Source organism: Streptomyces sp. NPDC048560 (genome assembly GCF_040650955.1).
Classification (GTDB): Bacteria; Actinomycetota; Actinomycetes; order Streptomycetales; family Streptomycetaceae; genus Streptomyces.
The window spans coordinates 209,070-234,340 of record NZ_JBEZIJ010000004.1 but is presented as its reverse complement, the minus strand read 5'-3'; the positions used below and the strand labels follow the sequence as shown (position 1 = coordinate 234,340).

General features: G+C 70.8%; 15 protein-coding genes and 2 pseudogenes. 11 read left to right on the top strand and 6 right to left on the bottom strand.

The window, feature by feature from the left end; all coding sequences use genetic code 11:
• Positions 1–30: 30 nt before the first annotated feature.
• Positions 31–111: pseudogene (locus tag AB0C82_RS13850) on the bottom strand (3-hydroxyacyl-CoA dehydrogenase family protein); the annotation flags it as partial.
• A gap of 1,085 nt (positions 112–1,196) precedes the next feature.
• Here AB0C82_RS13850 and AB0C82_RS13845 point away from each other — a divergent pair.
• From AB0C82_RS13845 to AB0C82_RS13835, 3 genes are all read left to right on the top strand, one after another.
• Entirely contained in the window at positions 1,197–3,776 is a 2,580-nt protein-coding gene (locus AB0C82_RS13845) for a DUF262 domain-containing protein (RefSeq protein WP_362840387.1), read from the top strand.
• Positions 3,777–4,364: 588 nt separating this feature from the next.
• Complete coding sequence (locus tag AB0C82_RS13840) at positions 4,365–10,271, top strand: hypothetical protein (RefSeq protein WP_362840384.1); 5,907 nt, start codon at positions 4,365–4,367, stop codon at positions 10,269–10,271.
• Positions 10,272–10,726: 455 nt separating this feature from the next.
• Positions 10,727–11,782, top strand: a complete 1,056-nt coding sequence (locus tag AB0C82_RS13835) for a hypothetical protein (protein ID WP_362840381.1) — start codon at positions 10,727–10,729, stop codon at positions 11,780–11,782.
• An 846-nt stretch (positions 11,783–12,628) separates the two neighbouring features.
• Here AB0C82_RS13835 and AB0C82_RS13830 read toward each other — a convergent pair.
• From AB0C82_RS13830 to AB0C82_RS13810, 5 genes and pseudogenes are all read right to left on the bottom strand, one after another.
• Positions 12,629–12,841 (bottom strand): annotated as a pseudogene (locus AB0C82_RS13830) (IS3 family transposase); the annotation flags it as partial.
• A 108-nt stretch (positions 12,842–12,949) separates the two neighbouring features.
• Positions 12,950–13,114, bottom strand: coding sequence for a transposase (locus AB0C82_RS13825; RefSeq protein ID WP_362840378.1), 165 nt, complete (start codon positions 13,112–13,114; stop codon positions 12,950–12,952).
• A gap of 519 nt (positions 13,115–13,633) precedes the next feature.
• Positions 13,634–14,491: a 3-hydroxybutyryl-CoA dehydrogenase gene (locus AB0C82_RS13820; RefSeq protein WP_362840375.1), complete on the bottom strand. Its 858-nt coding sequence runs from the start codon at positions 14,489–14,491 to the stop codon at positions 13,634–13,636.
• A gap of 215 nt (positions 14,492–14,706) precedes the next feature.
• Positions 14,707–14,910 carry a DUF1918 domain-containing protein gene (locus AB0C82_RS13815; protein ID WP_362840372.1) on the bottom strand — a complete coding sequence of 68 codons (204 nt, stop codon included), beginning with the start codon at positions 14,908–14,910 and terminating at the stop codon, positions 14,707–14,709.
• 42 nt (positions 14,911–14,952) lie between these two features.
• The gene (locus tag AB0C82_RS13810) at positions 14,953–15,957 is read right to left on the bottom strand and encodes a DMT family transporter (protein ID WP_362840368.1); all 1,005 of its coding nucleotides are present in this window, start codon (positions 15,955–15,957) and stop codon (positions 14,953–14,955) included.
• Here AB0C82_RS13810 and AB0C82_RS13805 point away from each other — a divergent pair.
• From AB0C82_RS13805 to AB0C82_RS13770, 8 genes are all read left to right on the top strand, one after another.
• The gene (locus AB0C82_RS13805) at positions 15,956–17,431 is read left to right on the top strand and encodes a PLP-dependent aminotransferase family protein (protein ID WP_362840365.1); all 1,476 of its coding nucleotides are present in this window, start codon (positions 15,956–15,958) and stop codon (positions 17,429–17,431) included. The genes AB0C82_RS13810 and AB0C82_RS13805 overlap by 2 nt on opposite strands.
• An 82-nt stretch (positions 17,432–17,513) precedes the next feature.
• The gene (locus tag AB0C82_RS13800; RefSeq protein ID WP_362840362.1) at positions 17,514–18,089 is read left to right on the top strand and encodes a histidine phosphatase family protein; all 576 of its coding nucleotides are present in this window, start codon (positions 17,514–17,516) and stop codon (positions 18,087–18,089) included.
• 64 nt (positions 18,090–18,153) lie between these two features.
• A complete protein-coding gene (locus AB0C82_RS13795; RefSeq protein WP_362840359.1) occupies positions 18,154–19,353 on the top strand; it encodes a serine hydrolase domain-containing protein in 1,200 nt (399 codons plus the stop codon).
• Between the two features lie 312 nt (positions 19,354–19,665).
• Positions 19,666–20,634 carry an alpha/beta hydrolase gene (locus tag AB0C82_RS13790; protein WP_362840356.1) on the top strand — a complete coding sequence of 323 codons (969 nt, stop codon included), beginning with the start codon at positions 19,666–19,668 and terminating at the stop codon, positions 20,632–20,634.
• Positions 20,627–21,787 carry an acyltransferase gene (locus AB0C82_RS13785; protein ID WP_362840353.1) on the top strand — a complete coding sequence of 387 codons (1,161 nt, stop codon included), beginning with the start codon at positions 20,627–20,629 and terminating at the stop codon, positions 21,785–21,787. Before AB0C82_RS13790 ends, AB0C82_RS13785 begins: the two co-directional genes overlap by 8 nt.
• Position 21,788: 1 nt before the next feature.
• Positions 21,789–23,087 carry a sensor histidine kinase gene (locus tag AB0C82_RS13780; protein ID WP_362840351.1) on the top strand — a complete coding sequence of 433 codons (1,299 nt, stop codon included), beginning with the start codon at positions 21,789–21,791 and terminating at the stop codon, positions 23,085–23,087.
• Positions 23,084–23,752, top strand: a complete 669-nt coding sequence (locus tag AB0C82_RS13775; RefSeq protein WP_362840348.1) for a response regulator transcription factor — start codon at positions 23,084–23,086, stop codon at positions 23,750–23,752. The genes AB0C82_RS13780 and AB0C82_RS13775 overlap by 4 nt, the downstream gene beginning before the upstream one ends.
• Before the next feature lie 177 nt (positions 23,753–23,929).
• A complete protein-coding gene (locus tag AB0C82_RS13770) occupies positions 23,930–24,598 on the top strand; it encodes a hypothetical protein (protein WP_362840347.1) in 669 nt (222 codons plus the stop codon).
• Positions 24,599–25,271: the final 673 nt, after the last annotated feature.

Genomic DNA, 25,271 nt, shown 5'->3' with positions numbered 1-25,271 from the left:
GGTGAGTCAGTTCGCGGACGTGCGGGTGACTCAGTACGGGTAGAAGCCGGACCCCGTCTTGCGGCCGAGGCGGCCCGCGTCCACCATGCGCTGGAGCAGCGGGGGAGCAGCGGGGGAGCAGCGGGGGAGCAGCGGGGGAGCAGCGGGGGAGCAGCGGGGGAGCAGCGAGGGAGCGGCGGGGGAGCGGCTCCTTGTACTCGGCGTACTACAACCAGGACCGGGTAGCCGTCGAGGTTCTGTACGACTCCGCGGTCGCCAACGGCGAACTTCGCCCAGCGCGTTCGCACTGCGAGCGACGGCCGGCGCACGCTGCCCAACGACTTCCTCCCCAAGCGCCTCGTCCTCGCCATCCACCTGAACTCACCCCTGATTCCCTCTTCGGTTTCTCCCAGATCACCCTCGCTCAGACCGCGAAGGCGCTGGCCGCGCGCGGCGTCTTGCTTGAGGTCGTGGGTATCAGCGAGGCCGGATCGGCCGTTGACGGCGGTCTTGCCGAGGCCGCGTAGGCAGTGCCCCGGGGATCTGCCCGACGGCAGACCGCGCCCTGGCGGAGGGTGACAGCCCGCCGGTGCAAGAACCACAGACAGGCCTCACGCAGCTCCCTCAACAGGCCCCGGGATCCGCAGCGGAACCGTAGCCCAGACGGAATGATCGTGGCCTCGACGAGGCCCTTCACGCTCGACGACCGTAGACCCTGAGCCCGTACGCCCGGCATGCCAGGCGTCGGCTCTATGACAGGAAGAACGCCGATGAAGACCACAGACCAGCACGCAGTGGACACAGACAAGGACGCGGTGCTGTTCACCGCCTGACCGGCCACCGTCGGAGTCCTGCTCCTGACCGCGCTGCGCGCGCCCCGCGAGACCAGCGGACGCGCATTCCGGCTGCTGGACTTGATGAAGGACAGCTCCGAGCCCCGCCACCGGCGCCCGTACCCTCGGCCCGGCGCCGCGCCCAGCAGGGAGGGCGCTAACGGACAGTCCCTCGCCCCTTCGGCGCCCGATCCGGAGACCGCGACCCACCGGACAACCGCGACGCCCGAGCCCTGCTCGTCGCCGCTCCCACGTCTCGTTGCCCGATCTCGATCGTTTTGCGGAAGAGCGTTGGTGGCACGCCCTATTGTCGGTCCTCCAGGCACCGCAGTGCGGAGCGTATGGGTGCGGGGTCGCGGGAATCCAAGGGGAGCGGGTACCACTGTGCAGGCCAAAGAGACGCTGTTCGCCGACCTCGTGCAGGGGCGGGCTCAACAGTTCCAGGTGCCGCTCTACCAGCGGACGTACTCCTGGACAGACAAGCAGTTGGCCCAGCTGTGGAGCGACATCCTCGATCAGGTGGGCCTACTGGAGACCGGGGAGAAAGCGAGCGCGCACTTCCTCGGCTCTGTGGTGCTTGCCCCGTCCCCGCAGAACGAGGCGACGTTCCCTCGCTGGCTGGTGGTCGACGGCCAGCAGCGGCTGACTACGATCTCTCTCGCGCTCGCCGCCATCCGGGACCACCTCGCCCAGAGCCGGCCGGACGAGGCCGAGCGGATTGACGAGGAATACCTGATCAACAAGCGGAAGAACGAGAACGACCGGTTCCGTCTCCTGCCCACCCAGGCCGACCGGCCGAACTACGCCGCGCACATCCGAGGCACCCACGAGGGGCAAGCGGCGGGGGACAACGTTTCTGTCGCCTACCGCTTCTTCCGCCGCAAGCTCGTCGAGGCGGAGGACCCCGCCGACCCGCAGGACGTCCTCCGGATCGAGCAGGCGATCACCTCCCGGCTCACGCTGGTCGCAGTGACCGCCGAGGCCGGTGACAACGTCCACCGCATCTTCGAGTCCCTCAACAACACCGGTCTCAAGCTCAGCCAGGCCGACCTGCTGCGCAACTACCTCTTCATGCGGCTGCCGACCCGTGGCGAACTGGTCTACGAGACGTACTGGCTGCCGCTCCAGGCAAGCCTGAGCAACAAAGAGCTCGAACAGCTCATGTGGCTGCAGCTCGTGCTTGACGGCGACGACCGGGTCCGCCGCCAGGACCTGTACGCGGCTCAGCAGCACCGTTTCGAGCAGACCGAGGTCAGGGAAGCGGACATCGAGGCGTACGTGAAAGAACTGCACCGGCGGTCCATGCACTTCCGTAAGGTGGTCCGCCCCGACGAGGAGGGCGATCCGGCCGTCCGTGCCCACCTTCGCCGACTCGACGCCTGGGAGGCCGCGGCGACGTACCCGGCGCTGATGCTGCTGCTCGACCGCCGTGAACGTGGAGAGACCGACTCGGCGGAGACGGCCCGCGCCCTGTCGTACATCGAGAGCTTTCTGGTACGCCGCACCGTGTGTCGCGTACCGCCAAACAACCTCAACCGGATCTTCCAGTCGGTTCCCGCCCAGCTTCCGCTGGACGTCCCCGTCGCCGACGGGCTGCGTCAGCTCCTCTCCGCCAGCAACCGCTACTGGCCCGACGACGACGAACTGCGCGAGATGTTCAGGACCGCGCCCTTCTACCTGTACGGCCGGCCGGAGCAGCGCAAACTGGTCCTCCAGCGGCTGGAGGAGAGCTACGACCACCCCGAGCCTGTGGACTTCGCCGCCGCGAAACTCACCATCGAGCACGTCCTGCCGCAGTCGGCGGGCGACGACTGGCTCCAAGTTCTCGCCGAGGACGCCACCGACGGCGAGACCCCACAGGACGTGCACGCCCGACTCCAGCACACCCTGGGCAACCTGACCCTCACCGCTCAGAACTCCGAGCTCTCCAACCACCCCTTCGACCGCAAGCAGGACCTGCTGCACAGCAGCCACCTGGCGATGAACCGCCGCATCGCCGCCACCGACCGCTGGGGCGCCCGCGAGATCGGCGCCCGTGCCGACGAGTTGGCCGAGCGGGCGCTCGCGCTGTGGCCGTCCCCGCTGCGCGGGGTGGGCCGGGCCGAGCGGAGCCGCGACTGGCAGCTCGTCCACCAGGTCCTCGCCGCCCTGCCGCACGGCACCTGGACGTCGTACGGTGACCTCGCCGCGTACATCGGCTCCGGCGCCCAGGCGGTGGGCAACCACCTTGCCCAGACCGCGGGCGTCGTGCAGGCCTACCGCGTCCTCAACGCGGAGGGCCGGATCGCCGACGGCTTTCGCTGGGCCGGCCCGCAGCCGGAGGGTGAGGACGTACGGGCGCGACTGAGCGCCGACGGCATCCACTTCACCCAGACCGGGGCTGCGGACCCCGCACAACGCTTGACCAGCAGCGACCTGGCACTGCTGCTGGCCGACCCCGCCCAGGAGCAGTCCTCGGAGGTCGCGGTCGCGGCGGGGCGAGACGGAGCGGAGCCAGAGGGGGAGACCCGGGCCGAGCGGTTCTTCCGCCAGCTAGCCGCGGACGACACCCCCGAGACCGTGGGCGCGGTGCGTACTCTCCTCGCCCGGTGGGAGGAGCTGGGCGGCTGGGTCGGCTACGGGGCTGGCCAGGTCACCACCAGCGCCTTCCTGATGCTGGGCGCGGCAGGTCTCCCCGGCGCCGGGATCTGGCCGCTGGTGCTCTACCCCGGCGGCGGACGCGGTGGTTCGGCGGAGGTGGTCTTCCAGTACCTCGCCACCCGCGAGCCCTTCACTGACCGCCCGCTGCGTGCGGAGCTCCTCGGCCGCGTCAACGGTTTGGACGGCGTCGACATCCCGGAGGGGAAGCTGGACTTGCGTCCCAACTTCCGGTTGGCCTTGCTGGAGAAGGACGGGAACCGCGACGCGCTGGCCGAGACCCTGACCTGGTTCCGGGACCGCTGGGTCGGCAGGGACATGTCCTGAGCTCCGAATCCAGCCCCGGGACTCGTGGGCTCGCATGTTGAGGAGCACGTCTCGACGTGGATGGCCGCACACGCCGAGCGGCACGCCCGCGGTTAGGACCGGTGGCGGCGGGCGGAGCTGGGGACGCCGGGCGTTCACCCTGCTGGATCGCCACCTGGATCACCGGGTTCTACAGTCGCGCCGAAGGCACAGCGCGGCCGGCGGGCTACCACCGGAGGAGTTCGAACAGGTCATCAGCGAAGCATGCAAACCGCAGGGCCGACAACAGCAGGCCGTATAACCAAAGTCTCTACGAAAGCGGGGGATTGACAGGTCACCGGTGGCACAGGCCTGCCTGGCGCACAAAGAACAGGGAACGAGAACCCGGCCCTGCCACACCGACACGCCATCATGCAACTCGCACGCTCAACGACGTGACAGTGCCCTGCCGTTGCATGGAAGATTGCGTCTCGGAAGTGCTCTGCCGATCGTGCGTGCCGGAAGCGTAGGGAACTACCATCATCACAGGCCGCAGGGGGAGTGCGATCGGACATCACCCGGTGGATCCGGGCTGAGGTGCGTGCCAGGCGCATGACGAGGGGGGCTTTTATGGTGTTCTCGGTGTCGTCGTTCCGGCAATGGCTGCAGGAGAGGCCCGAGCTGGTGTTCTCGTTGTTCCGGCATGTTGAGAAGATGCATGGCTCGACTGCCCTGCATTACCACGGCGGCCCGGCACCCTCGAAGCTGCGCAGGACGTCTGGTGCCCGAATGTGGGTTACCCGGGCACCGGAGCGACTGCTGCTCAACGTCTGCCGGTGCGGCACGAGGCTCGCCAACTCGCGGCTACGTGAGCTGGGGTACGACGACCAGATCCAGGATCCCGATCTCGAACAGCTCACGCGAATGCTGAGGGACCTGCCGCCGGACCTGGCGCAGCTTATGTTCCATGGCCTCTCTCTCCTCTCCGACGCGCCTGCCCACCAATTCGCGCACAGCAACGCGGAAGAGCTCCTGGAGGCCGCGATGAGCGATGCCGCTCCTCTCGCGGAAGCTGATTATGAGCGGTTGTCATGTGTGAACCAGGTCTGGAAGGAAACCGAAGCGACCCAGTCGGGAGCCAACGGGGAGACGGCCGTTCCTCGAGAAGAGCACGGGCACGGAAGTGAGGTCGTGGTGGAACTGGACGCCGACGGCATCGAGCTGGAGATCGCACGGCTGAAGGAGGCTGGAGCGGCGCTGGCTGGACGGCTAGACGCCTTCGCTGCGAACGTCCGCGACGGACGGCTGACCGACGGCCGGGGGCTCTTGCGCGACACTGTGTCGTGGGTCCGGGAACGTCGAGCTCTGGACCGTGCCTTCGCGGACGCCGCCGCAGAAGAGCCGTGGGGCGACGACGCGGACTGGTCCGAAGCTCAGGCATTCGTCGAGCGGCTGCGGGAGGACCAACGTCGTCGGCTGGCGGCCGACAGAGAGATCAGGGCGACCGTGCATGCGCTGGACGAGGTCCGTGCCATGTTCGAGATGGTCACCAACGATCTGGTGCGGGAGAGCCTCCGCGACCAGATCGCGCAGTTCGAGCAGCGCCTCCGAGAGCTCCGCGGGAACGCGGCGGGCACCGAGGCCGCGCGGCCCGCTGACGCGGAGGCAGGTGACGCCGACGATGGGACGGAGACGGGGTCCGAGAACGAGCAGGAGGCCGACCCAGAACCGGCCAGCGCCTCCTTCGAAGGGCCCCCTGAAACGACCAAATTCGAGGCCGCACATGCTGATGGCGCTGAGTCGACGTCCGGCACAGCGGGAGAGGCCGGGCCTGTCGTCCGAGAGGTGTCCGACTCCGTTACGGAAGCGGAGCTGGCGGTGGCACCGGGCGGGCGCCAGGAACGGGAAGCGGCCCAGTCCGAGGAGCCCTCGCCAGGCGGCGGCATTGTCGCGGTGGCCGAGGCCGGCGAACCCGCGCCGACGCACGAGGCGTCACGGCCCGAGGCCGAGCAGCACGCTGAGCCGTTCACTGGCGCGCCGGCGGAGAAGGCGACGCCAGCGGTCTATACCCCGGCCACTGTGCCGGTCCCGCGACGCCCCGCCGATTCCCAAGAGACGGCGGCGGAAGAGCCCTCCGCCCCCTCCACCCCCTCCGCGTCGGACGTCTGGTCGGGCGCTCCCGCCCCGGTGGAGACCCTTATCGCCGAGGGTCGACTGGCCGAGTCCTCCTGGCTGTCCCGCGCCGCCGGCGCCCCTGCTCACCGCTCCCTTGCGCTCGCGTTCGCGGACGCCGCCTTCCACACGTCTCCGGCAGGGGCGTCCGACCTTCAGGTTCAGGCCGAGGAGCTCATCGAGGCGGCGGACGACGGACACCCCTGGGACGACGACCGTGACGCCTATCTGGTCCTGCTGGCCGCAGCCATCCGCAGCGGCCTGTCGGCGCGCTGGGCGAACAGTGTCCTGACCGACTTTACCTCGCTGCCAGGCCTGCTCGAGCCGTGGGCAACGGTGATGGACGAGTTGGTCTACGCGGTAAGGCAGGCCGTCGAGATACAGCCGGGCGACCTGGGCATGCCGACGGCGACGCCCCTCACGGACCGGCGTGAGGAGATCGGTGACCGGGCGCGGCAGCTCGCACTCGACCTGCCGCTGCGGACCATCAAGTACCAGCGCGGCACGATCGTCCTGCAGGCCCTCGCCGCGCCCGACGGTCGGCTCGGACACACCTTGCAACTGATCCAGGGTTGGGGTGAGGGGCGGGTCGAGGCGGAGGAACTTTTCAAGGAGATGGAGGAGCACTACAAGCGCTCCGACGCCGCCGACCGGATCATCGACACCACCGATCGGGCCAAGCGAACGCCCAAGCAGTCGAAGAACACCATTCACTCGGCGGCCCGTGAACAGCTTCGCGCCCATATCAAGACCGTTCGGGACCTGCTGACGACGGCTCTGCGCATCGCCTTGTCACCGCGCCCGTCCAGTGGTCGCGACATCGGCCGGGATCTGATGCGAGCGATCGCGGCCGCACGTCAGGCCGAACCGCTGCCCGGCGTGGGCGGAGCCCTCCTCGGGCTTCTGCTGCGCTGGCTCGACGGCTCCTACAACCCCGAACCGCGCGATACGGGATTCTGGCCGCCCGCCGACGGCCTGCTTCACCTGCCCATGCTGCATTGGCACGTCCGCGAGGAACAGGACGAACCCGACCTCGAACATCCGGACGCGCTCGGGGCGTTGCTGGGCCTGCTCGGCCCGGCCGACCCCGCCGTCGCGCTGCGACGCCACCGGGACGAGGGCGACCTCCACCTCGCCACCCGTCTGCTCGAGCGGCTCGAGCGCGGGCGGATCGTCGGTGCCGCCATGTCGACCGCACAGATCGCCGAGTGGCGGCAGCGTCTCGCCGACGCGGCCGTCACGTGGAGTCACAGGTGCGCTGAGGAACACCGAGGAGCCCAGCTGATCCTCGCCCAGATCCGGGTGCAGAACCTGTTGAAGCCGGAGGAAGAACACGACTTCACCGCTCGGCTCCTCGACCTGGAGGACGGCGGCCACGGTGACCGCTTCGGGGAGCGCTTCCGCGCCATCGCCGCGATCGGCAACGACCTGCGTGACCTGGAAAAGCAGCAAACCGAGAAGCTCTACAGCCAGCTCGACGCCGCCAGCCTGCCCGATGTCGAGTGCAAGCGCATCCGCCGGCTGCTGGACGGCGGCAAAACCGTTGCCGCCGAGGAGCTCCTGTCGTTCGCCCGCCGCGGGGAGGCTTTGCCCGCCCCCGCCGAACCGGCCGGCGAGGAACTGGCCCGCTTCCTGACGGGCGTCGCCCATTCCGAGTCTCCTCAGCCTACCCGCCACGGCGTCAGCGCCCGCTGGTGGGCCCAGCATTACGCGGGCGACGACTCGCTGGTTCAGAACGCGGTCGCCGGACTCGATTCCTGGGAAGGGCTGATCCGCGAGCGGGACCAACGGAAGATCCGCGGCCTCGTCAAGAGCGCCCTGCGCCTGCTCGGCTTGACCGTGAACGAGGCTAACGTCGAGGAGGCCCGACACGGCGTCACCCGGCTCAGCGTGCGGGCCGATATCACCGAAAGCACCTCCGGCTACGTCGCCGCCCTCGGCTCCCAGGCGCGCCGCATGTACAAGGTCGTTGTCATCGCCGACGAACTGCGCGGCGAAGGCCCGTTGCGTCACCTTCCCGAATCGGCCATCGGCGCCAACCTGATCCTCTACCTGCAGCCCATCGGCATAGAAGGGCGCCGCCAGCTCGCCCTCGCCTCCCGCAGCCGTGGCCAGCAAGCCCTGGTCGTCGACCCGGCCGTCGTCGGCTGGGTCGCTGCCCGCGCCCCGCGCTCGTTCAGGGTGACGCAGCGAGTAACCCTGCCCTGGACCGGCTACACCCCCTACACCCCGCACGTAGCAGGGCTCGTTCCACCGGAAGTCTTCAAGGGCCGGGCCGAGGAGATGCAGGAGATCCTCAGCCCCGACGGGTCCATCTTCCTCTTCGGCGGTCGCCAGCTCGGCAAGTCGTCCCTTCTGCGGCAGGCGGTCGAGGTGTTCCAGAAGGCCGACTCGAACCGCCACATCGCCGTCTACGTAGATCTCCTCAAGGCCGACATCGGACACGCCGAACCCCCGGAGGGCATCTGGCGGGTCCTCCTGGCAGAGCTGAAGCGCCGCGGCGTCATCGGGGCGAACATCTCCGATCGTGCCGCCGGCGTCGACGTGATCGCCGACGCGGTCCGGCAGTGGATCGAGGCCGAGCCCGGCCGCCGTATCCTCCTGCTCGCAGACGAGGCCGACGCCTTCCTAACCGCTGACGCCCACGCCGTCTACACCGGTGGCGGCCAGTCGACCTTCCGCACCGTCAAGCGGCTCCAGAGGTTGATGGAGATCACCAGCCGGTCGTTCAAGGTCGTCTTCGCTGGTCTGCATCAGGTGCAACGTTTCAATCACCTCACCAATGTGGTCACCGCGCACGGTGGGCCGGGCGTCCTGGTCGGTCCGCTCAAGCCGCGGGCCGCCGTCGGACTCGTCGAAGAACCCCTGGCCGCCGTCGGCCTCACCTTCGAGACTCCCGACCTGGTCTGGCACATCCTGGGTGTCACCAATTACCAGGCCAACCTGGTGCAGATCTTCTGCGACCACCTCGTCGCTTACATGCAGCAGCGCGCCATGCCCGCCAGTGGCCGTCACGCCGCCATCACCTGGGACGACGTCCAGGCGGTCGCGAACTTGGAGCGGGTCCGCGAGCTCATCGCGGAACGCCTGCGCTACACCATCAACCTGGAGGACCGCTACCGCGTCCTTACTCTCCTGGTCGCCCTGCGCAGCCTCGAGCACGGCTATGCGCACGCGTCCCGGCCCGGCGAACTGCTGGAGGCTGCCCACGAGATTTGGGAAGACGGCTTCCCTCTCAACAGCGAACGTCAGTTGACAATCTTCCTGGACGAGATGGTCGGCCTTGGCCTGCTCATCCGAGTTCCCGGCGAGGAACGCGCCTACGCCATGCGCAGCCCCAACGTGGTCAACATGTTGGGCACCCAGAACGAGCTGCAGAGTGAGTTGAACGACACCGAGTTCGACTTGCCCTACGACTACAACCCGCGCGCAGCCCGTCGCTCCATCGGTACCCGGGGCGGGGTCCAGCAAATGAGCCCGCTCACCGAAGGCCAGCTCGGCGACATGCTCGTCCATCCCACCCGCACCACGCTTGTGCCCTGTACCCGGGCGCTCGGCGACGACCACGTCGAACGCGGGCTGCGCTTGTACGGTGATGGGTACGGCCTCGACATCGTCAGCGTCGGACCGGACGACAACCTCATCGACGTGATCACCGCCAACTCACGCCGCAAAGGCTCCCGCCTCCTCTTCGTGGACTTGCGCGGCCGGAACGGCGACCAGGTCAGGGAGACTGCCGAGCGGCTTGTCAAGCACACGGGTGGAACGGCACCCGACACGGACGCGACTCCCAGCGCGCCCCGCCGGTACGCTGTGGTCCTCTGCACCCCGGATGCTGCGGTCGAAGCGGAGAGGACAGGAGCTGGCCTCGTCCCGCCGCAGCGGTGGACCGTCGACAGCGTGCGTGCCTGGCCGGAGTCGCCGTTCGGTTCCCCGCAGGAACGGCGTGGCCTCATGGACTCCACCGGGGGGTGGCCCGGCCTGGTCGAGATCGCGATGCACAACGTGCGTTCCGGCATGAGGCAGAAGGAGGTCCTCCAGGGCCTGCGCGAGCTTCTGGGAACCCCCGCCGCCGCAGCAGCCCACCTGGAGGCGGTCGGTTTCACTCCCAGCGACCTCTCCCGCCTGGCGGCTTGGGCCCAGTTTTACAGCGACGAGGAGTATTCGGCCGGTAAGGCAGCCATGACTCCAGGTGACCTCGCCGCCGCGTTCTTCGACGAGAGCGACGACGATGTCCTTCAGGCCGCCGAGCAGCTCCTGAAGCGCCTCGATGGCCTGGCGGTCCTCGACCCCAACAGGCCCGAAGGTGTTCGTCTCGACCCGGTCACCTTCCGGGCGCTGAAGACCATCGAGCCCTCTCAGTGAGCGCCGTGGACACCGATCCTGCGGAGTCCACGGCACCGGTGCCGGTCACTGGCGGAACGGGCCGACAGCTGATGGACGAGGACATTGCCCGGCTTCCCGGGCTTCGTCGGCACCTCGACGTGCTCGAGGCTGACCTGCGGGCCGGCCGCAGTTGCGTCTGGTACTTCCCCGACCCCGTCGTGAAATCCGGCCGCGCCGATTTTTTTGTGCGCGAACTTGTCCACCGTCTCGAGGCGGTGATCTCCGTTCCCGGCGTTGTCTCTCTCGCTGAAGGCTGCGTCGGCCCATCGTCCTTGCCAGCACAGCGCGCACCGATCGCCGAGTCACACGAACCCTGGGCGGACACGGACGACGGGTGGGATAGAGACCTGCCCAACGACCCCTACAGCAGCCTCCTGGGCCAGCTCGCCGCACCCAGCCGCACCGTCCGGACCAACGTCGTTTCAGCTGCTCCGGTGAGGACCACAACCCTGGAGGAACGCCTCGCCAAGGAACTCGGAGTCACGGGCGACCCCATAGAGGCCCTTGCCGAACAAGCGGCCGTTGGCCAAGCGCCCCACGTGATCGTCGTGCGCTGCTGGGACGAGATCTCCCCCGAAGAGGCCGCCCGACTCCTCCGCGTCGCCCAGGCCACCTTCCACGAAGCCGGTCTGCCTGGCCGCGCGCGGCCGCGCTTCCTCCTCACCGCCCGTGCCGACGACCTGCCCCGCGCCACACTCGGCAGCCAGGGCCGTACCGCCGTCCACTGGTGGTGGAGAGTCTGGACCCGTCTCGACACCGAGGTCCTCATGGCTTGGCGTTCCCGCTCAGAGGCCGCTGACGCCGTCGGCACCCTCTTCCGCCGCGTCACCGACGCCGTCGTCGCCGAAGTCTGCGGCCCGGACATCGATCGTGCCCTCGCCCTCCGCGACGCCTGGGACGGCGGCGACCTCGGCACACTCCGCTGCGCCCTCGGTCGAGTCATGCCCGAACACCCTATCGGCTCCGCTGAGCCCGTGCTGCCCAGACGCCTGTCCACCGCCCATGCCTCCACCCCCGACGCCGAGATCCACGGTGCCTGGGCCCGTGGCGCCGTCGACAGTTGGGACGGACGCATCCGCCCCACCCACGGCCGCTCCCTCCTGATCTCCAACTCCCAGGAACTGCGGGTCCTCGTCTGCCACGCTCAGAACCGTGTCCTCCTTCCGCTCATCGAGGAAGCCCGCACCGCCTTGATTCGCCTCGTGCCCGGAATGCTGCGGAAACAGCGCTTCACCCTGCGGGAATTCTGCGAGCGGGCCCGCTCCCAGCACTGGGAGAACGCTGAGGAGGCTGCCGTGCCCGATCTCGACGAGCTCGAGATCGGCGGCCTTTCTTACGCCGCTTACATGCTCGACTTGACCACCTCGCAACGTCACCGCCTACGCGCCTTGCACACAGCCCGCAACACCCTGTCTCACCGGACACCTTTGGACCACGATGAGCTCGTGGTCCTGACGGGAGTACTGACCACAGACTGGACCGCAGGCTGACGGGCATCCGCTGGCTGGACACCCTGCCACCGAGCGGCGCGCCAGGAGTTACGAGGCGTTTTCGTAGGTGACGGTGATGCCGGGGCAGTCCTCGGCCGTGCCGAGGAGACCCTGGCGCTCGGCGTCGTCTACGGCGAGGTCCCAACGCAGCTTAGTTTCGACCCTCGTCGCGGCGTAAGCGCAGTGGTAGGTCCCGTCCGGCGCCTTGTCAATTCCCTGGCCCCGTAGAGACTTTGGTTATGCGGCCTGCTGTTGTCGGCCCTGTGGTTTGCGTGCTTCGCTGATGACCTGTTCGAACTCCTCCGGTGGTAGCCCGCCAGCCGCACTGGGCCTTCGGCGCGGGTTGTAGAAGCCGGTGATTCAGGTGGCGATCTACAGGCGGGCCTCGGTGCGGGTCGCAAACCGGAGGCGGTGAATGTACTCGACCTTGATCAGCGAGTTGAACGACTCCGCGGCGGCGTTGTCCAGGGCCGATCCCACCCGTCCCATTGCACCCCGCCCAGGTGGTCGCAGAGGGTTTTGTACACCTCGGACGTGTATTCGCTGCCCCTGTCGCCGTGAAAGATCGTGCTGTCTCTCCCGCCACCCCGGCTCGCCCGTCGCCATCCGCAACAATGCCTGAACCAGGGCCGTCGTGGTGCTCGCCCATGGCGTAGCCGAGGCAGCGGCGGGAGAACGCGTCGATGACCGTCGCAAGATAGATTTGCCCTCGCCGGTCTCGATCTCGGTCATGTCGCCGTACCAAAGCAGGTCAGGTGCGACGGCGCCGAGGCGTCGATGCACCAGGTCAGCGCTGGCTCTCCGCTCACCCTGCCGGGTCAGTGACTTTCTCTGGCGCGGGGGCTTGCGGCATTGCAGACCGAGGTCGGCCATGACCTCCGCGACCGTGTTCATCGATACCTTCCAGCTCTCGGCCCACAGGTCCAGAGTGATTCTTGGCGACCCGTAGGTCTCGCCCGAGAGACGAAAGAAGCAGGCACCCCGTCCTTCCAGCTCTATGCGTCTGACCTCGCGCTTTGTTGGCTCAGCGGGGCCTCGGCGCGCCACTTGTAGAACCATGCCTCCGACACGCCGAGTGCCCGGCAGGAGGCGCGATGCGGGATGTTGTGCTCGGTCTTCTGGTTACTGATCGCCCCGACGGGCGCCGCGGGGTCTGCCTCGGCTACTTCACCCAGATGACCATGCATCGCTTGAGGACATCGCGCTGTTGAGCGTCGTCTTGATGATCCCCAAGTCCTGAGCGACCTGCGCGACCGGCTTCCCGGCCTCCGTCACGATCCGCACAGCTCCCTCACGACACTCCGCATCGAACTTCCGCCTCTTCTCCGCCATGACTCCCAACTTCCACTGCACTCAGGGTCTCTACGAGGGGAGGCCCACGGGACCGCGCCGTCTCTACGCGGAGCCGCCGGAGTTGCTTCCGGACGAAGCAGTCTCAGTCTTGGTCTCGATGGTCGCTGTAGCCGCAGTCGTCTATCCGCGTCCGCGCAGGGCCGTGAGGCGATCTGAAAGGAAGTTCGCCGTGCTGGAGAACGCCGGCGGATGCCCGTGGAGCAAGATGGGACAACTCGTAATGCTAGGTCCCGGGTCTGAGTCAGCAGGGACTTTTCAGGGACTTTCAGCTCTGTCGGAGGGACACCCGAGGGAGCTTTCGCAGTACAAGCACGGAAGGCTGCGACAGCGCTGAAAGGCCCAGGGCTTCGGGCCCGCGCATTCGCGCCGTCGCTCCGGAACGGCTTTGGGTCGGCAGTAGGGGGCGAGACTCTTCGAGCCGCACATGGCCCTGACCTCAGGCAAACGTGCCCCCGACAGGCCCGACGGCGTCGGGCACCGGGCCTGTCGGTAGGACGGTCAGTACGGGTAGAAGCCCGACCCCGTCTTGCGGCCGAGGCGGCCCGCGTCCACCATGCGCTGGAGCAGCGGGGGAGCGGCGTACAGCGGCTCCTTGTACTCGGCGTACATGGAGTCGGCGACCGAGGCCACGGTGTCCAGGCCGATCAGGTCCGCCAGCTTCAGCGGGCCCATGGGGTGGGCGCAGCCCATCTCCATGCCGTTGTCGATGTCCTCGCGGCTGGCGATGCCCGACTCGAACATCCGGATCGCGGAGAGCAGGTACGGGATCAGCAGCGCGTTCACGACGAAGCCGGAGCGGTCCTGGGCTCGGATCGGGTGCTTGCCCAGGACGTCCTGGACCAGCGCCTCGGCCCGCTTCACCGTGTCGTCCGACGTGGTCAGCGCGGGGATCAGCTCGACGAGCTTCTGCACAGGCGCCGGGTTGAAGAAGTGGATGCCGATGACCCGGTCCGGGCGCGAGGTCGCGACGGCCAGCTTCACCAGCGGGATGGAGGAGGTGTTGGAGGCGAGGATCGCGTCCTGCCGGGTCACCACCTGGTCGAGCACCTGGAAGATCTCGGTCTTGACCTGCTCGTTCTCCACGACGGCCTCGATGACGAGATCGCGGTCGGCGAACTCCCCGAGGTCGGTGGTGAAGCTCAGGCGGCCGAGGGTCTCGTCCCGCTCCTCCTCGGTGATCTTGCCGCGTTCGGCGGCCTTCGAGAGGGAGTTGTGCAGCCGGGTGCGGCCGATCTCCAGCGCCTCGCCGGTGGTCTCGGCCACCATGACCTGAAGGCCGCTGCGGGCGCACACCTCCGCGATTCCTGCGCCCATCTGGCCACAGCCCACCACTCCGACGCGTGCAATGTCGGCCATAGAGTCCGTCACCTCGTGCCTTTCGCTGATCCCTGTGTCGCAGGTTCCCGTCCGGTTCCGGTGCCCGCCTCGACCCCACGACGTTACTCCGTGATCCGGGGCCGGTGACCTGGGGGGCGTCCTCTCGGCGGCCGGACGTGACCCCCGTCACCCGGGGCGGCGCCGCACATGGGCCGGGGACCCCGCTCGGAGGTCCCCGGCGTGCGGTCCCGGCTCTACCGCTTCTCGTCCTGCGGGGACGTGTGCCGCACGACGCAGTCGGGGCCGGGAGACTTGATGGATTCGTGTCCGTCGTCGTGGCGCACCCGGTAGGGAGGAGCGCCCGCGGCACCGAGCACTTCGATGATCTCTGCGACTTTGTCGTGCTGTCCCACGGTTCTGCCGTGCATCAGCAGCCGGTCGCCGGTGTGTGCCTCCATCGGGAGTGACCTCCTCACAGGTGGTGGTCCCTGTCGACAAGTCTATGACCGGCGAGCGGCTTCGACCCCTGCGCGCTGGGTGACCGCGATGCAGACGAGCACCGCCACCGAGGCCACCGGGGCCGCGGTCGGGATCTCCTCGCCGAGCAGCAGGGCCGACCAGGCCAGGGTCAGCAGCGGCTGCGCGAGCTGGAGCTGGCTGGCCCGTGCCACCCCGATCTCGGCCATGCCCCGGTACCAGACGTAGAGGCCGACGAAGGTCGAGCCGACGGCCACCCAGACGAGTCCGGCCACGCCGTGCGCCGTCAGCCGCACCGGTTCGAAGGGCAGCGCGATCGCGGCGCCCGCCACGGCCGCCGGCAGGGCGAGGATCAGGGCCCAGCCGATCACCTGCCAGCCCGGCATGACGCGGGCCAGCCTGCCGCCCTCGGTGTATCCGGCGGCGCACACCAGCAGGGCGCCGAACAAGTAGAGATCACCGGCGGAGAGCGCCCCGCCGCTCTGCTGCACGGTGAACGCGATCACCACCGCGGCGCCCGCCACGGCCGCGGCCCAGAACGCGCGCGGCGGGCGCGAGCCGGTGCGCAGCGAGGAGAACACGGCGGTGGTCAGCGGCAGGAGGCCCACCACCACGGCCGCGTGCGAGGTCGTCGTCGTCCGGAGGGCCAGCGTGGTCAGCAGCGGGAAGCCCACCACCACACCGCCGGCGACGACGGCGAGGCCGCCCCAGTGCCGGCGCGCGGGCACCGGCACCCGGCCCGCCAGCACACCGCCGGCGACGGCGGCGGCGAGGAGGCTGCGCAGGGAGACCAGCGACCAGGGGCCGAAGCTCTCCAGGCCCCAGGCGGTGGAGGGGAAGGTCAGGGAGAAGGCGACCACGCCGAACATGGCGAGAAGGGTCCCGCTGCCACCGGCGGGGGCCTGTGCGGCCACTCCGGGTCCGGCATCGGCATCGGCCGCGGTCCCGGATCCGGCCTGCGCGGGACCGTCGGCCGGAGAGGCAACCGCTATCGCGGTACGGTGAGTAGCGCTATTCTCTGCTGTCATGCATGAGCGTAGCAGTGTGGCAGAGCTGGCAGAATCGCTGCGGGGCGAGCTCGACCGCTACTCACCAGGTGGAAAGCTGCCGTCGAGTCGCGCCCTGGTGGAGCGTTTCCGGGTGAGCCCGGTGACCGTCTCCCGGGCCATCGCGCAGCTCGCTGCCGAGGGCCTGGTCGTCACCCGCCCCGGTGCCGGAGCCTTCAGGGCGCAGCCTCCCGGCGCCGTACGCCCGCCCGGCGACACGTCCTGGCAGGAGGTGTCGCTCAGTGCCGGCGGGGGCCCCGAGGTGGTGCCCCGCACCGTGGACGCCTCCGGCGTGCTGGTCACACTCGCCGCCCCCTCGCCCGGCGTCATCGAGCTCAACGGGGGCTACCTCCACACCTCCCTGCAGCCCGAACGCGCCATGGCCGCCGCGCTGGCCCGGGCCGGGCGCCGGCCCGGCGCCTGGGGCCGCCCGCCCACGGACGGGCTCCCCGAACTGCGGGCCTGGTTCGCCCGGGAGATCGGTCCCGCTGTGAGCGCCGCCGACGTGCTGATCACCGCGGGTGGCCAGTCCGCCCTGGCCACCGCCCTGCGCGCGCTCGCTCCGCCGGGCGCCCCCGTCCTCGTCGAGTCGCCCACCTACCCGGGGATGCTCGCCGCGGCGCGCGCCACCGGTCTGCGCCCCGTGCCGGTGCCCGGTGACGCCGACGGCGTACGGCCCGATCTGCTCGCCGCCGCGTTCCGGGCGACGGGCGCCCGGGTGTTCGTCTGCCAGCCGCTGTTCCAGAACCCGACCGGCGCCGTCCTGGCCCCCGACCGCCGAGGGGAGGTCGTCCGGATCGCCCGCGAGGCGGGCGCGTTCGTCGTCGAGGACGACTTCGCCCGCCGTCTCGTGCACGAGGACGCGGGCCCGCTGCCCGCACCCCTCATGGCCCAGGACGAGGACGGCGTCGTCGTCCACGTCTGCTCCCTCACCAAGGTCACCTCGCCCAGCCTCCGCGTCGGCGCCCTGGCCGCCCGCGGACCCGTACTGGAGCGCCTGCGCGCCATCCAGGTCGTCGACAGCTTCTTCGTCCCCCGGCCGCTCCAGGAGGCCGCGCTCGAACTGGTCGGCTCACCGTCCTGGAGCCGCCACCTGAGGGCCGTCGCGACCGCGCTGAAGGACCGCCGCGCGGCGATGACGACCGCCCTCCGGCTGGAACTGCCCGACTTCGCCCTGCCGCACATCCCGTCGGGCGGCGGCAGTCTCTGGCTGGGGCTCCCCGACGCGTGGACCGGTGCCGAGGAGTCCGCGGTGGTCTCGGGGGCGCTGCGCGCGGGGGTCGCCGTCGCGCCCGGCCGCCCGTACTTCTGCGCGGAGGCGCCGGCGGGCCGCATCCGGCTGAGCTTCGCCGCGGTCTCGGGCCCGGCCGAGATCGCGGAGGGCGTACGACGGCTGCGCACCGCCTGCGACGAGCTCCGTGACGGCCCGGACGGGGCATCGCTCCCGCCCGGGTGAACAGCGGTCCGGCGCCCCGCGAGAACGTGCCGCCCGATCCGTCCCCTTGACCGGCGTGGCGTTCGGCTCCACGATCGCGGCCATGAGTGTTCGAGTCTCCCTGGTCGCTGCGGCGCGCAGCTCCGCCCTGCTCGCCGAGCGCTTCGAGGACGACCGGCCGCTCGATCACGCCGGCTGGCACGAGATCCAGCTCACCGCGCACACGCTCCTGCCGCTCGGCGCCGCCGAGCTGCGCTACTGCTCGCCGACACCGCGCAGCCGTGCCACGGGGGACGCGCTCGGCTTCGCGCCGATGGCGCAGCCCGCGCTGCGCGACTGCGACATGGGCCGCTGGCGGGGCTGGACCCTGGCCGAGGTCACCGCCGGTGAACCGGCCGCGGTGAACGCCTGGCTGGCCGATCCGCGCTCCGCCCCGCACGGCGGCGAGTCCCTGCTGGCGTTCATCTCGCGGATAGGGGGCTGGCTCGACACCCGGCCCGCGTGCGACGGGTTCATCGTCGCGGTCGCCGAACCCTCGGTCGTGCGGGCCGCACTCGTCTACGCGCTCAAGGCTCCGCCCTCCACGTACTGGAACGTCGACGTCCGCCCGCTGTCCACGGTCACGCTCACCGGGTCGCCGGGCCGCTGGAGTCTGAGCCTGGAAGCGGGTTCGCGCTGACCGGAGTCACGCACACCTCTTCCGGAATCGCGCACACCTCTTCCGGCCGGTCCGACCAGTCGGTATGTTGCGGCTCACGGAAGCCATCAGGCTGTGCGCGAGACGAGGAGCCCACGTGCCGCAGATCCACGGTCACTGCCACGACAGATTCGCCGCGGTGCGTGCCGCCTTCGAGGAGAACTTCACCGACCGCGAGGAACTGGGCGCGGCCGTCACCGTCCTCGTCGACGGAGTGGCGGTGGCCGACCTGTGGGCGGGCTGGGCCGACGGGGCCCGCACCCGCCCCTGGGAGCGGGACACCCTGGTCAACGTCTGGTCCACGACCAAGGGCCCGACCGCGCTCTGCGCCCACATCCTCGCCGACCGGGGTCTGCTCGACCTCGACGCCCCAGTCGCCGCGTACTGGCCCGAATTCGCCGCGGCGGGCAAGGAATCCGTCCGCGTACGGGACCTGCTCTCGCACCGTGCCGGCCTGGCGGGGATCCGGGAGCCGCACGCGCTGGCCGAGCTCTACGACTGGGAACTGACCACCGCCCGGCTGGCCGCGACCGAGCCCTGGTGGGAGCCGGGAACCCGCTCCGGGTACCACGCGCTCACGTACGGCTTCCTCGTCGGCGAGGTCGTCCGCCGGATCACCGGACTGCTGCCCGGCGCCTTCCTGCACCAGGAGGTCACGGGCCCGCTCGGCATCGACTTCACGGTCGGCCTCCCGGAGAAGGAGGAGGGGCGCGTCGCAGAGCTGGTCACGTCCCCGCCGACGGCTGCCGCGGCCGCGTTCTTCGCGCAGATGGAGCCGGTCGCCATCGCCTCGATCGCCAACCCGCCGACGGGCGCTGCCGCCGCGAACACGCCCGAATGGCGCGCCGCCGAGATCCCCGCCGCCAACGGCCACGGAACGGCCCGTGCGGTGGCCGCACTGTACGGGATCCTGGCCGGGCGCGGCACGTTCGACGGCCGGCGGATCCTGTCCGAGGAGGCCGCCGAGCGGGTCCGCGAGGGGCAGGGCAGCTGCCGGGACCTGGTGCTGGGCGCGGGATTCGCACACGAGACGGAGATCGGACTCGGCCTCTGGCTCAGCGGCCCGAACCGCTCCTACGGTCCCAACCCCCGGGCCTTCGGCCACGACGGCGCGGGCGGTTCCTGCGGCCTTGCCGACCCGGAGGCCGGGGTCGCGCTCGGATACGTCATGAACCGGATGGGCCCGAACATCGCCGATGACCCCCGCAAGATGGCGCTGGTCGAGGCGGTGTACGACGCACTGTGACGGTCCTGGCGCCGGGGCTCGTGCCTCCGGCGCCACCGCCGTACCCGACGGGCTGCCGAGACGCGGCGCCGGCTCCGACGCCGCCCGCCCATTCCGGCTCCCGGCCCCCGGACGGCACCGGCGGCCCGCCCTCGACGGCCTGCGGCCCGGCCCCCGGACACACCGGCGCGGCCCGGCGGCCGGCCCCCTACCCGTAGTACCCGAGAGCTACCCGCCAGGTGCATCCTCCAGCGGGACGCCGACCACAAGGCGTGATCCATACCTTCCGTACCGGAAGCACACACCGCATCCGGTACGGAAGGACCACCCTCCATGGCGACCCGCCCGCGCACCAGCCGTCTGCGCCGCACCCTCCTCGCCGCCCTCGTCGCCGCATCGGTGGCGGTTCCGGTGTCGGGCGCGGCCGGGCCCGCGGCCGTCCCCGCGCCCGCCCCGGCCGAGCTCGGGCCGCTCGGGCCCGCGACCACGGCCGCACTCGACAAGAGGTACGCCGCAGGCCGTGCGGACATCCTGGCCGCGGAACGGACCGCCGCGGACCACGGCGACCGGCGGCGGGCGGCCGTGCTGCGCGGCATGGCGGACCCGGGCCGCCGGTTCCTCTCCTTCGACGGCCGCGACGGCGGCCGCACCACCGAGGTCTTCGGCGACCTCGCGCACGCCGGACGCATCGCCGTACTCGTGCCCGGTTCGGACACCAGCCTCGATTCGTACGGACGTCTCGCCAACGGCGCCCGGGCTCTGCGGCGCGAACTGGGCGACGGCGCCGCGGTCATCGCCTGGCTCGGCTACCGGACCCCGGGGACGGTCAGCCGTCAGATCCTGACGGACCGGAGCGCCGCCGAAGCCGCTCCCGGACTCGCCGGCTTCGTCAGGGAACTGGCCTCATCCGCACCGGGCGCCCGGACGACGCTGCTCTGCCACTCCTACGGTTCGGTCGTCTGCACCCGGGCCGCCGCGGACCTCCCCGTCGCGAACATCGTGCTTTACGGAAGCCCCGGCACCGGAGCCGACAACGTGGAGAGCCTGCGCACGCCGGCCACCGTCTGGGCGGGACGAGGCGCCGACGACTGGATCGCCGACGTCCCGAACGCGCGGCTCCGGCTCGGCTTCGTGACCCTCGGCTTCGGGACCGACCCCGTGTCCGCCGACTTCGGAGCCCGGGTGTTCGACGCGGGCGCCGGTGGCCACAGCGACTATCTGCGCCCCGGGTCCGTACCCCTGCGCAACCTGGCCCGGATCGTGAACGGGCACACCACGGACGAGGAGCGCCGCCATGGGTGACCTCGTGCGGGCTGTCGAGTCCGCCACGCCGCCCGGCCGCGACCGTGCCGTCGACGCGCTGCGCGCCCTCGCCATCCTCGGCGTCGTCCTGGGCCACTGGCTGGTGACCGCCCTGGTCGCCGACAGCGGCACGGTGCGCGCCGCGAGCCCCCTGGGGTACATGCCCCAACTGGCGCCCATATCCTGGGCGTTCCAGACCCTTGCCGTGTTCTTCCTGGTCGGCGGGCGGATGGGCGCACAGGGCTACGCATCGGCCCGCGCGCGGGGTACGTCCTACCGGCGCTGGCTCGGCGGACGTATGGCGAGGCTGTTCCGGCCGGTCGCCGCCCTGCTGACGGTCTGGGCGGTAGCGGTCGGCGTCATGGCGGCGGCGGGCGTAGGCCACGCCACCCTCCACACGCTGTGCAAACTGGTCCTTTCGCCGCTCTGGTTCCTGCTGGTCTTCGCGGCGCTCACCGCCGCCACCCCGCTCGTGGCACGGATCCACCCGCTGTGGCCGTTCGCCGTCGTGCTCCACGTCGACCTGCTGAGGTTCGGGGCCGACGCACCTGCCTGGCTCGGCTCGGTCAACGTCGTGGCCGGGTGGCTGGTCCCGTACTGCCTGGGCGCGGCCTGGGCCCGGGGCGGACTGCCGATCCGGACGACCGGCCGGGTCCTGCTGGCCGGGGGAGCCGCCACCACGGTCCTCCTCGTCCTGTTCGCCGGCTACCCGGCGTCCATGGTCGGCGTCCCGGGAGCCGCCGTCTCCAACCTCGACCCGCCCACCCTCGCCGTCGTGACCTTCGGGCTCGCCCAGTGCGGCGCGGCTCTGCTGCTCCTCGGTCCGCTGCGCAGGCTGCTCGCGCGGCCCGCGCTCTGGGCGGCCGTGGCCCTGGCCAACCTCTCCGCGATGACCCTCTTCCTCTGGCACCAGACCGCCATGATGGCGGTCGCCGCGACCGGCCTGTCGGCGGGCGGCCCCCTGCCGGGGCTCCACACCGTCCCGGACGGGCCGGTCTGGGTGCTGGCCCGGCTGGCCTGGCTGCCGGTGTTCGCGCTGGCCCTGCTGGTGTGCCGGTCGGCGTTCCGCTCGTACGAACAGGGGCGATCCGGCTCCTCCCGGGTGGTCCGCGAGGCCCGCCCCGAACGAACCGTGGAGGCTCACAGTGCCTAGGGTGGATCAAGTGAAGCTGACGGGGGCAGGGGCAGGGAGCGGGAAGCGGCTGAAGGCGGCGGTGCGGAAGCTGCCGCGCACCTTGTACGAGGGCATGGGGACGGGCGCCGCCGATCCGCTGCCGCGCATGGGGGAGCCGGGCTGGCCGGTCTGGCGGCCGGTGTCCTGGATGGTGCTGGTGGTGCTCGCGGTGACCATCGCCGTGAGCAATGTGAACGGCGGAGACGGACAAGCGGTCACCTGGCAGGCCCTGTTGCTCTCCGGGCTCCAGTCGGCGGCGCTCATCGCGGCGATGTCCCGGCCCATGCCGGCCTGGTGGGCATCGATGATCCTGATGACCGTCGGGACCGTCATCTGGGAGCCCCTGATCAGCAAGGACAGGCTGTACCCGTGGGACATCCCGGCCATCGCCCTGAACTGCGTGCTGCTGTTCCTGGTGGCCTCGCGGGTGCGGCCGTGGACCGCCGTACGGGCGTTGGTGATCACCGTCCTGGCAGGAGTGGCCTGCCTCCCCTTCACCACCCAGCCGCACAACTACGACGTCGAGAGGGCGGTGCCCTTCTTCGTCGTGGCGACGGTGCTCGGCGGCTCGCTGCGCGGAATCCGGGTGGCCCGCGGCCAGCTGGTGGTCCAGGCGGAACTCACCGCGGAGGAACGCGCCAGGCGCACCCTCCTGGAGGAGCGCAACCGGATCGCCCGCGAGCTGCACGACGTGGTCGCCCATCACATGACCGTGATCTCCATCCAGGCACAGGTCGCCCCGCACCTGGTCGAGGACCCCTCGGACGCCCTGCGCGAGAACCTCGCCTCCATCCGGGAGAACGCCGTCGACGCCCTTACCGAGCTGCGCCGCGTGCTGGGCGTGCTGCGCACGGAGGACACCCTCGCCGAAGGTGCCCACGCACCGCAGCCCACGCTCGACCGGCTGGACGAACTGGTCGGCACGGTGCGGGGCGCCGGGATCACCGTCGTCAGCGAGTCGACGGGCAAGCGGCGGCCCCTCTCGCCGGGCGTCGAACTGTCGGCGTTCCGCATCGTCCAGGAGGCGCTGAGCAACGTGATGCGTCACGCGCCCGGAGCGCGCGTACGGGTGGAGACCGGCTACCACTCGTCGGCGGTCACCGTCCGCGTCACCAACACCGCGCCCGACCGCGCGGCCGGCCCGTCGAGGGGGGCCGGCCACGGACTGCTCGGCATGAGGGAACGTACCGTCATGCTGGGCGGAGACTTCGCCAACGGGCCCACCGCCGAAGGCGGTTACGAAGTAGTGGCCACGCTCCCCCTGGAGGACCCCGCATGACCATCCGCGTCCTGATCGCCGACGACCAGATGATGGTCCGCCAGGGCTTCACCGTGCTGCTCGACGCCGAACCGGGCATCGAGGTCGTCGGCCAGGCCGTGGACGGCCTCGACGCGGTCGCCAAGGTGGCCGAACTCGGCCCCGACGTCGTCCTGATGGACATACGGATGCCAGGACTCGGCGGAATCGAGGCGACCCGCCGCGTCACGGCGCCGGACGACGCCACCGTCAAGGTGCTCGTCCTGACGACCTTCGACCTCGACGAGTACGTGTACGAGGCGCTCCGCGCGGGCGCCTCCGGCTTCCTCCTCAAGGACGCCTCGGCGGCCGAACTCGCCCATGCGGTAAGGGTGGTGGCGGCGGGGGAGGCTCTGCTCGCCCCGAACATCACCAAGCGGCTGATCGCCGAGTACTCCCGCCTGGCCGAAGCGCCCCGCGCCCCTCTCAAGGACCGCGTCGGGGATCTGACGCAGCGCGAGACGGAGGTGCTGTCCCTGATCGCGCACGGACTGTCGAACGCGGAGATAGCGGCGCGCCTGGTGGTCGCGGAGCAGACGGTGAAGACCCATGTGAGCCGGATCCTCGTCAAGCTGTCCCTGCGCGACCGCACCCAGGCAGCTGTCCACGCGTACGAGACCGGTCTGGTGCGCCCGGCCGGATACTGACCCCGAACGCCCCGGCGGGCCGCCCCCGGCCGGAGCCCTCCCGTATACAGGAGCCGCTGTGCGCGCCCTCTCCCACGACCGGAACCCCGACCGGGCCGGTCGGTGCGTCCCCCTTCTGCCGGCCCGCTCGCCCCGCACCGATCGGTCCGCGCGAGGGCTGCGGCCGGGGTGCGGGACGTGAGTACGCCCCGGCCGGACCCGTACCCGGAGGTGACCGCCCGTGGCGGCCTCGCGGCCGCCATGAGGGAAGCCGCGACGCTGCGCGGACGCGACATCGGATCGCTGTCCCCGACTCCCGACGGCGCCGTGACCGAGACGACGAGAGGCTACGTGTCGATCGATCCGGCGGCAGGTGAGCGGCTGTTCCGCTTGAGCACCGGCATTCCCGGCTTCGCGTGGGCGATCGGTGCGACGGGCGACCTCGAATTGCTCGTGGACGCGGTCGCCGCATGGCGGGCCGGTATGCCCTTCGACGCGCTGGAGGCGGAGTTCGCGTTCCTCGACCTCGCCGGGCTCACCGGCGCGCTCGCGGCCGGGGAGCCCGCCGCCTCGCAGTGGTCCCGCCTCCTGGCCACCGAATTCCACCGCGAGCAGTGGGATCTCCTGCGCCTGCTCCGTGCCGACGTGACGCTCCGGGGTTTCTATCCCGACATCTCGCACCGTGCCGTCCGTCTCCAGGTGGACGGGCTGGACGCGACGAGCCGGCAGGTCCTGGTGGCGGACCCGGGCGACGGGCCACCGGGGGAGCGTTACGAGGTACGCGTCGGCGAGCCCGGCGCCACCTGGGCCGAGGTTCCGGCCGCGGACCTGACCGCCTACCTGCGGCGCCGGCTGACGGGACGGTGATCGCGGACCGCCTCCCGTCCGGGTGCGTCGCCGTGCGATCGGGACCCAGGCCGACACGGGATCGCCGCCCGCCCGGAAATCGGTGGAGCCGCACGCGCGTATGCCGTTACGGTGCTCCCGCCCGCAGTCGCCCTGAATGAGGACGTCCGTTGTACACAGAGTGAGACCACCCGAGCGCTGATCCGTCGCGCGTCGCACCCGTGCGCCGCGCTCCTTTCCGCTGCGGTCCTCTCACCGGAACCGGTGTATTTCTGTGTCCAAGAACCGGGTGGCCGTGCCCACCCGCCTGCTGACCGTTCTCCGCCGATGCCACGGGTGCGCCTCCGAGCGCGTCCCGGGGAACGGCCCATTCCGCCTCGACGCGGACCACACGTCCCTCGATACCCGACTCCTCGCGTTCTGTACCGACCACGGGGACACCACCGAGCTCACCGCCGCCCGGCGGATGAGCGTGCCATCCGTGCGACCCCGACGGCCGGCCTGGCAGTCGCCGTACGGCCCGCCGCCGCACCGGTCGCACCGCGGCCGGTGGGCGCCCGTACCGGCGCCGGCGAGGTTCCGGTCCGCCGCGCGGCGCGGCTACCCGTGCGGCCGGTGCGACTGATCGCCGACCGCTCGGGTTCATCTCGGCGAGCCGTCGCGAGACAGCTCGCCGAGGTGAACCCCACGCCGA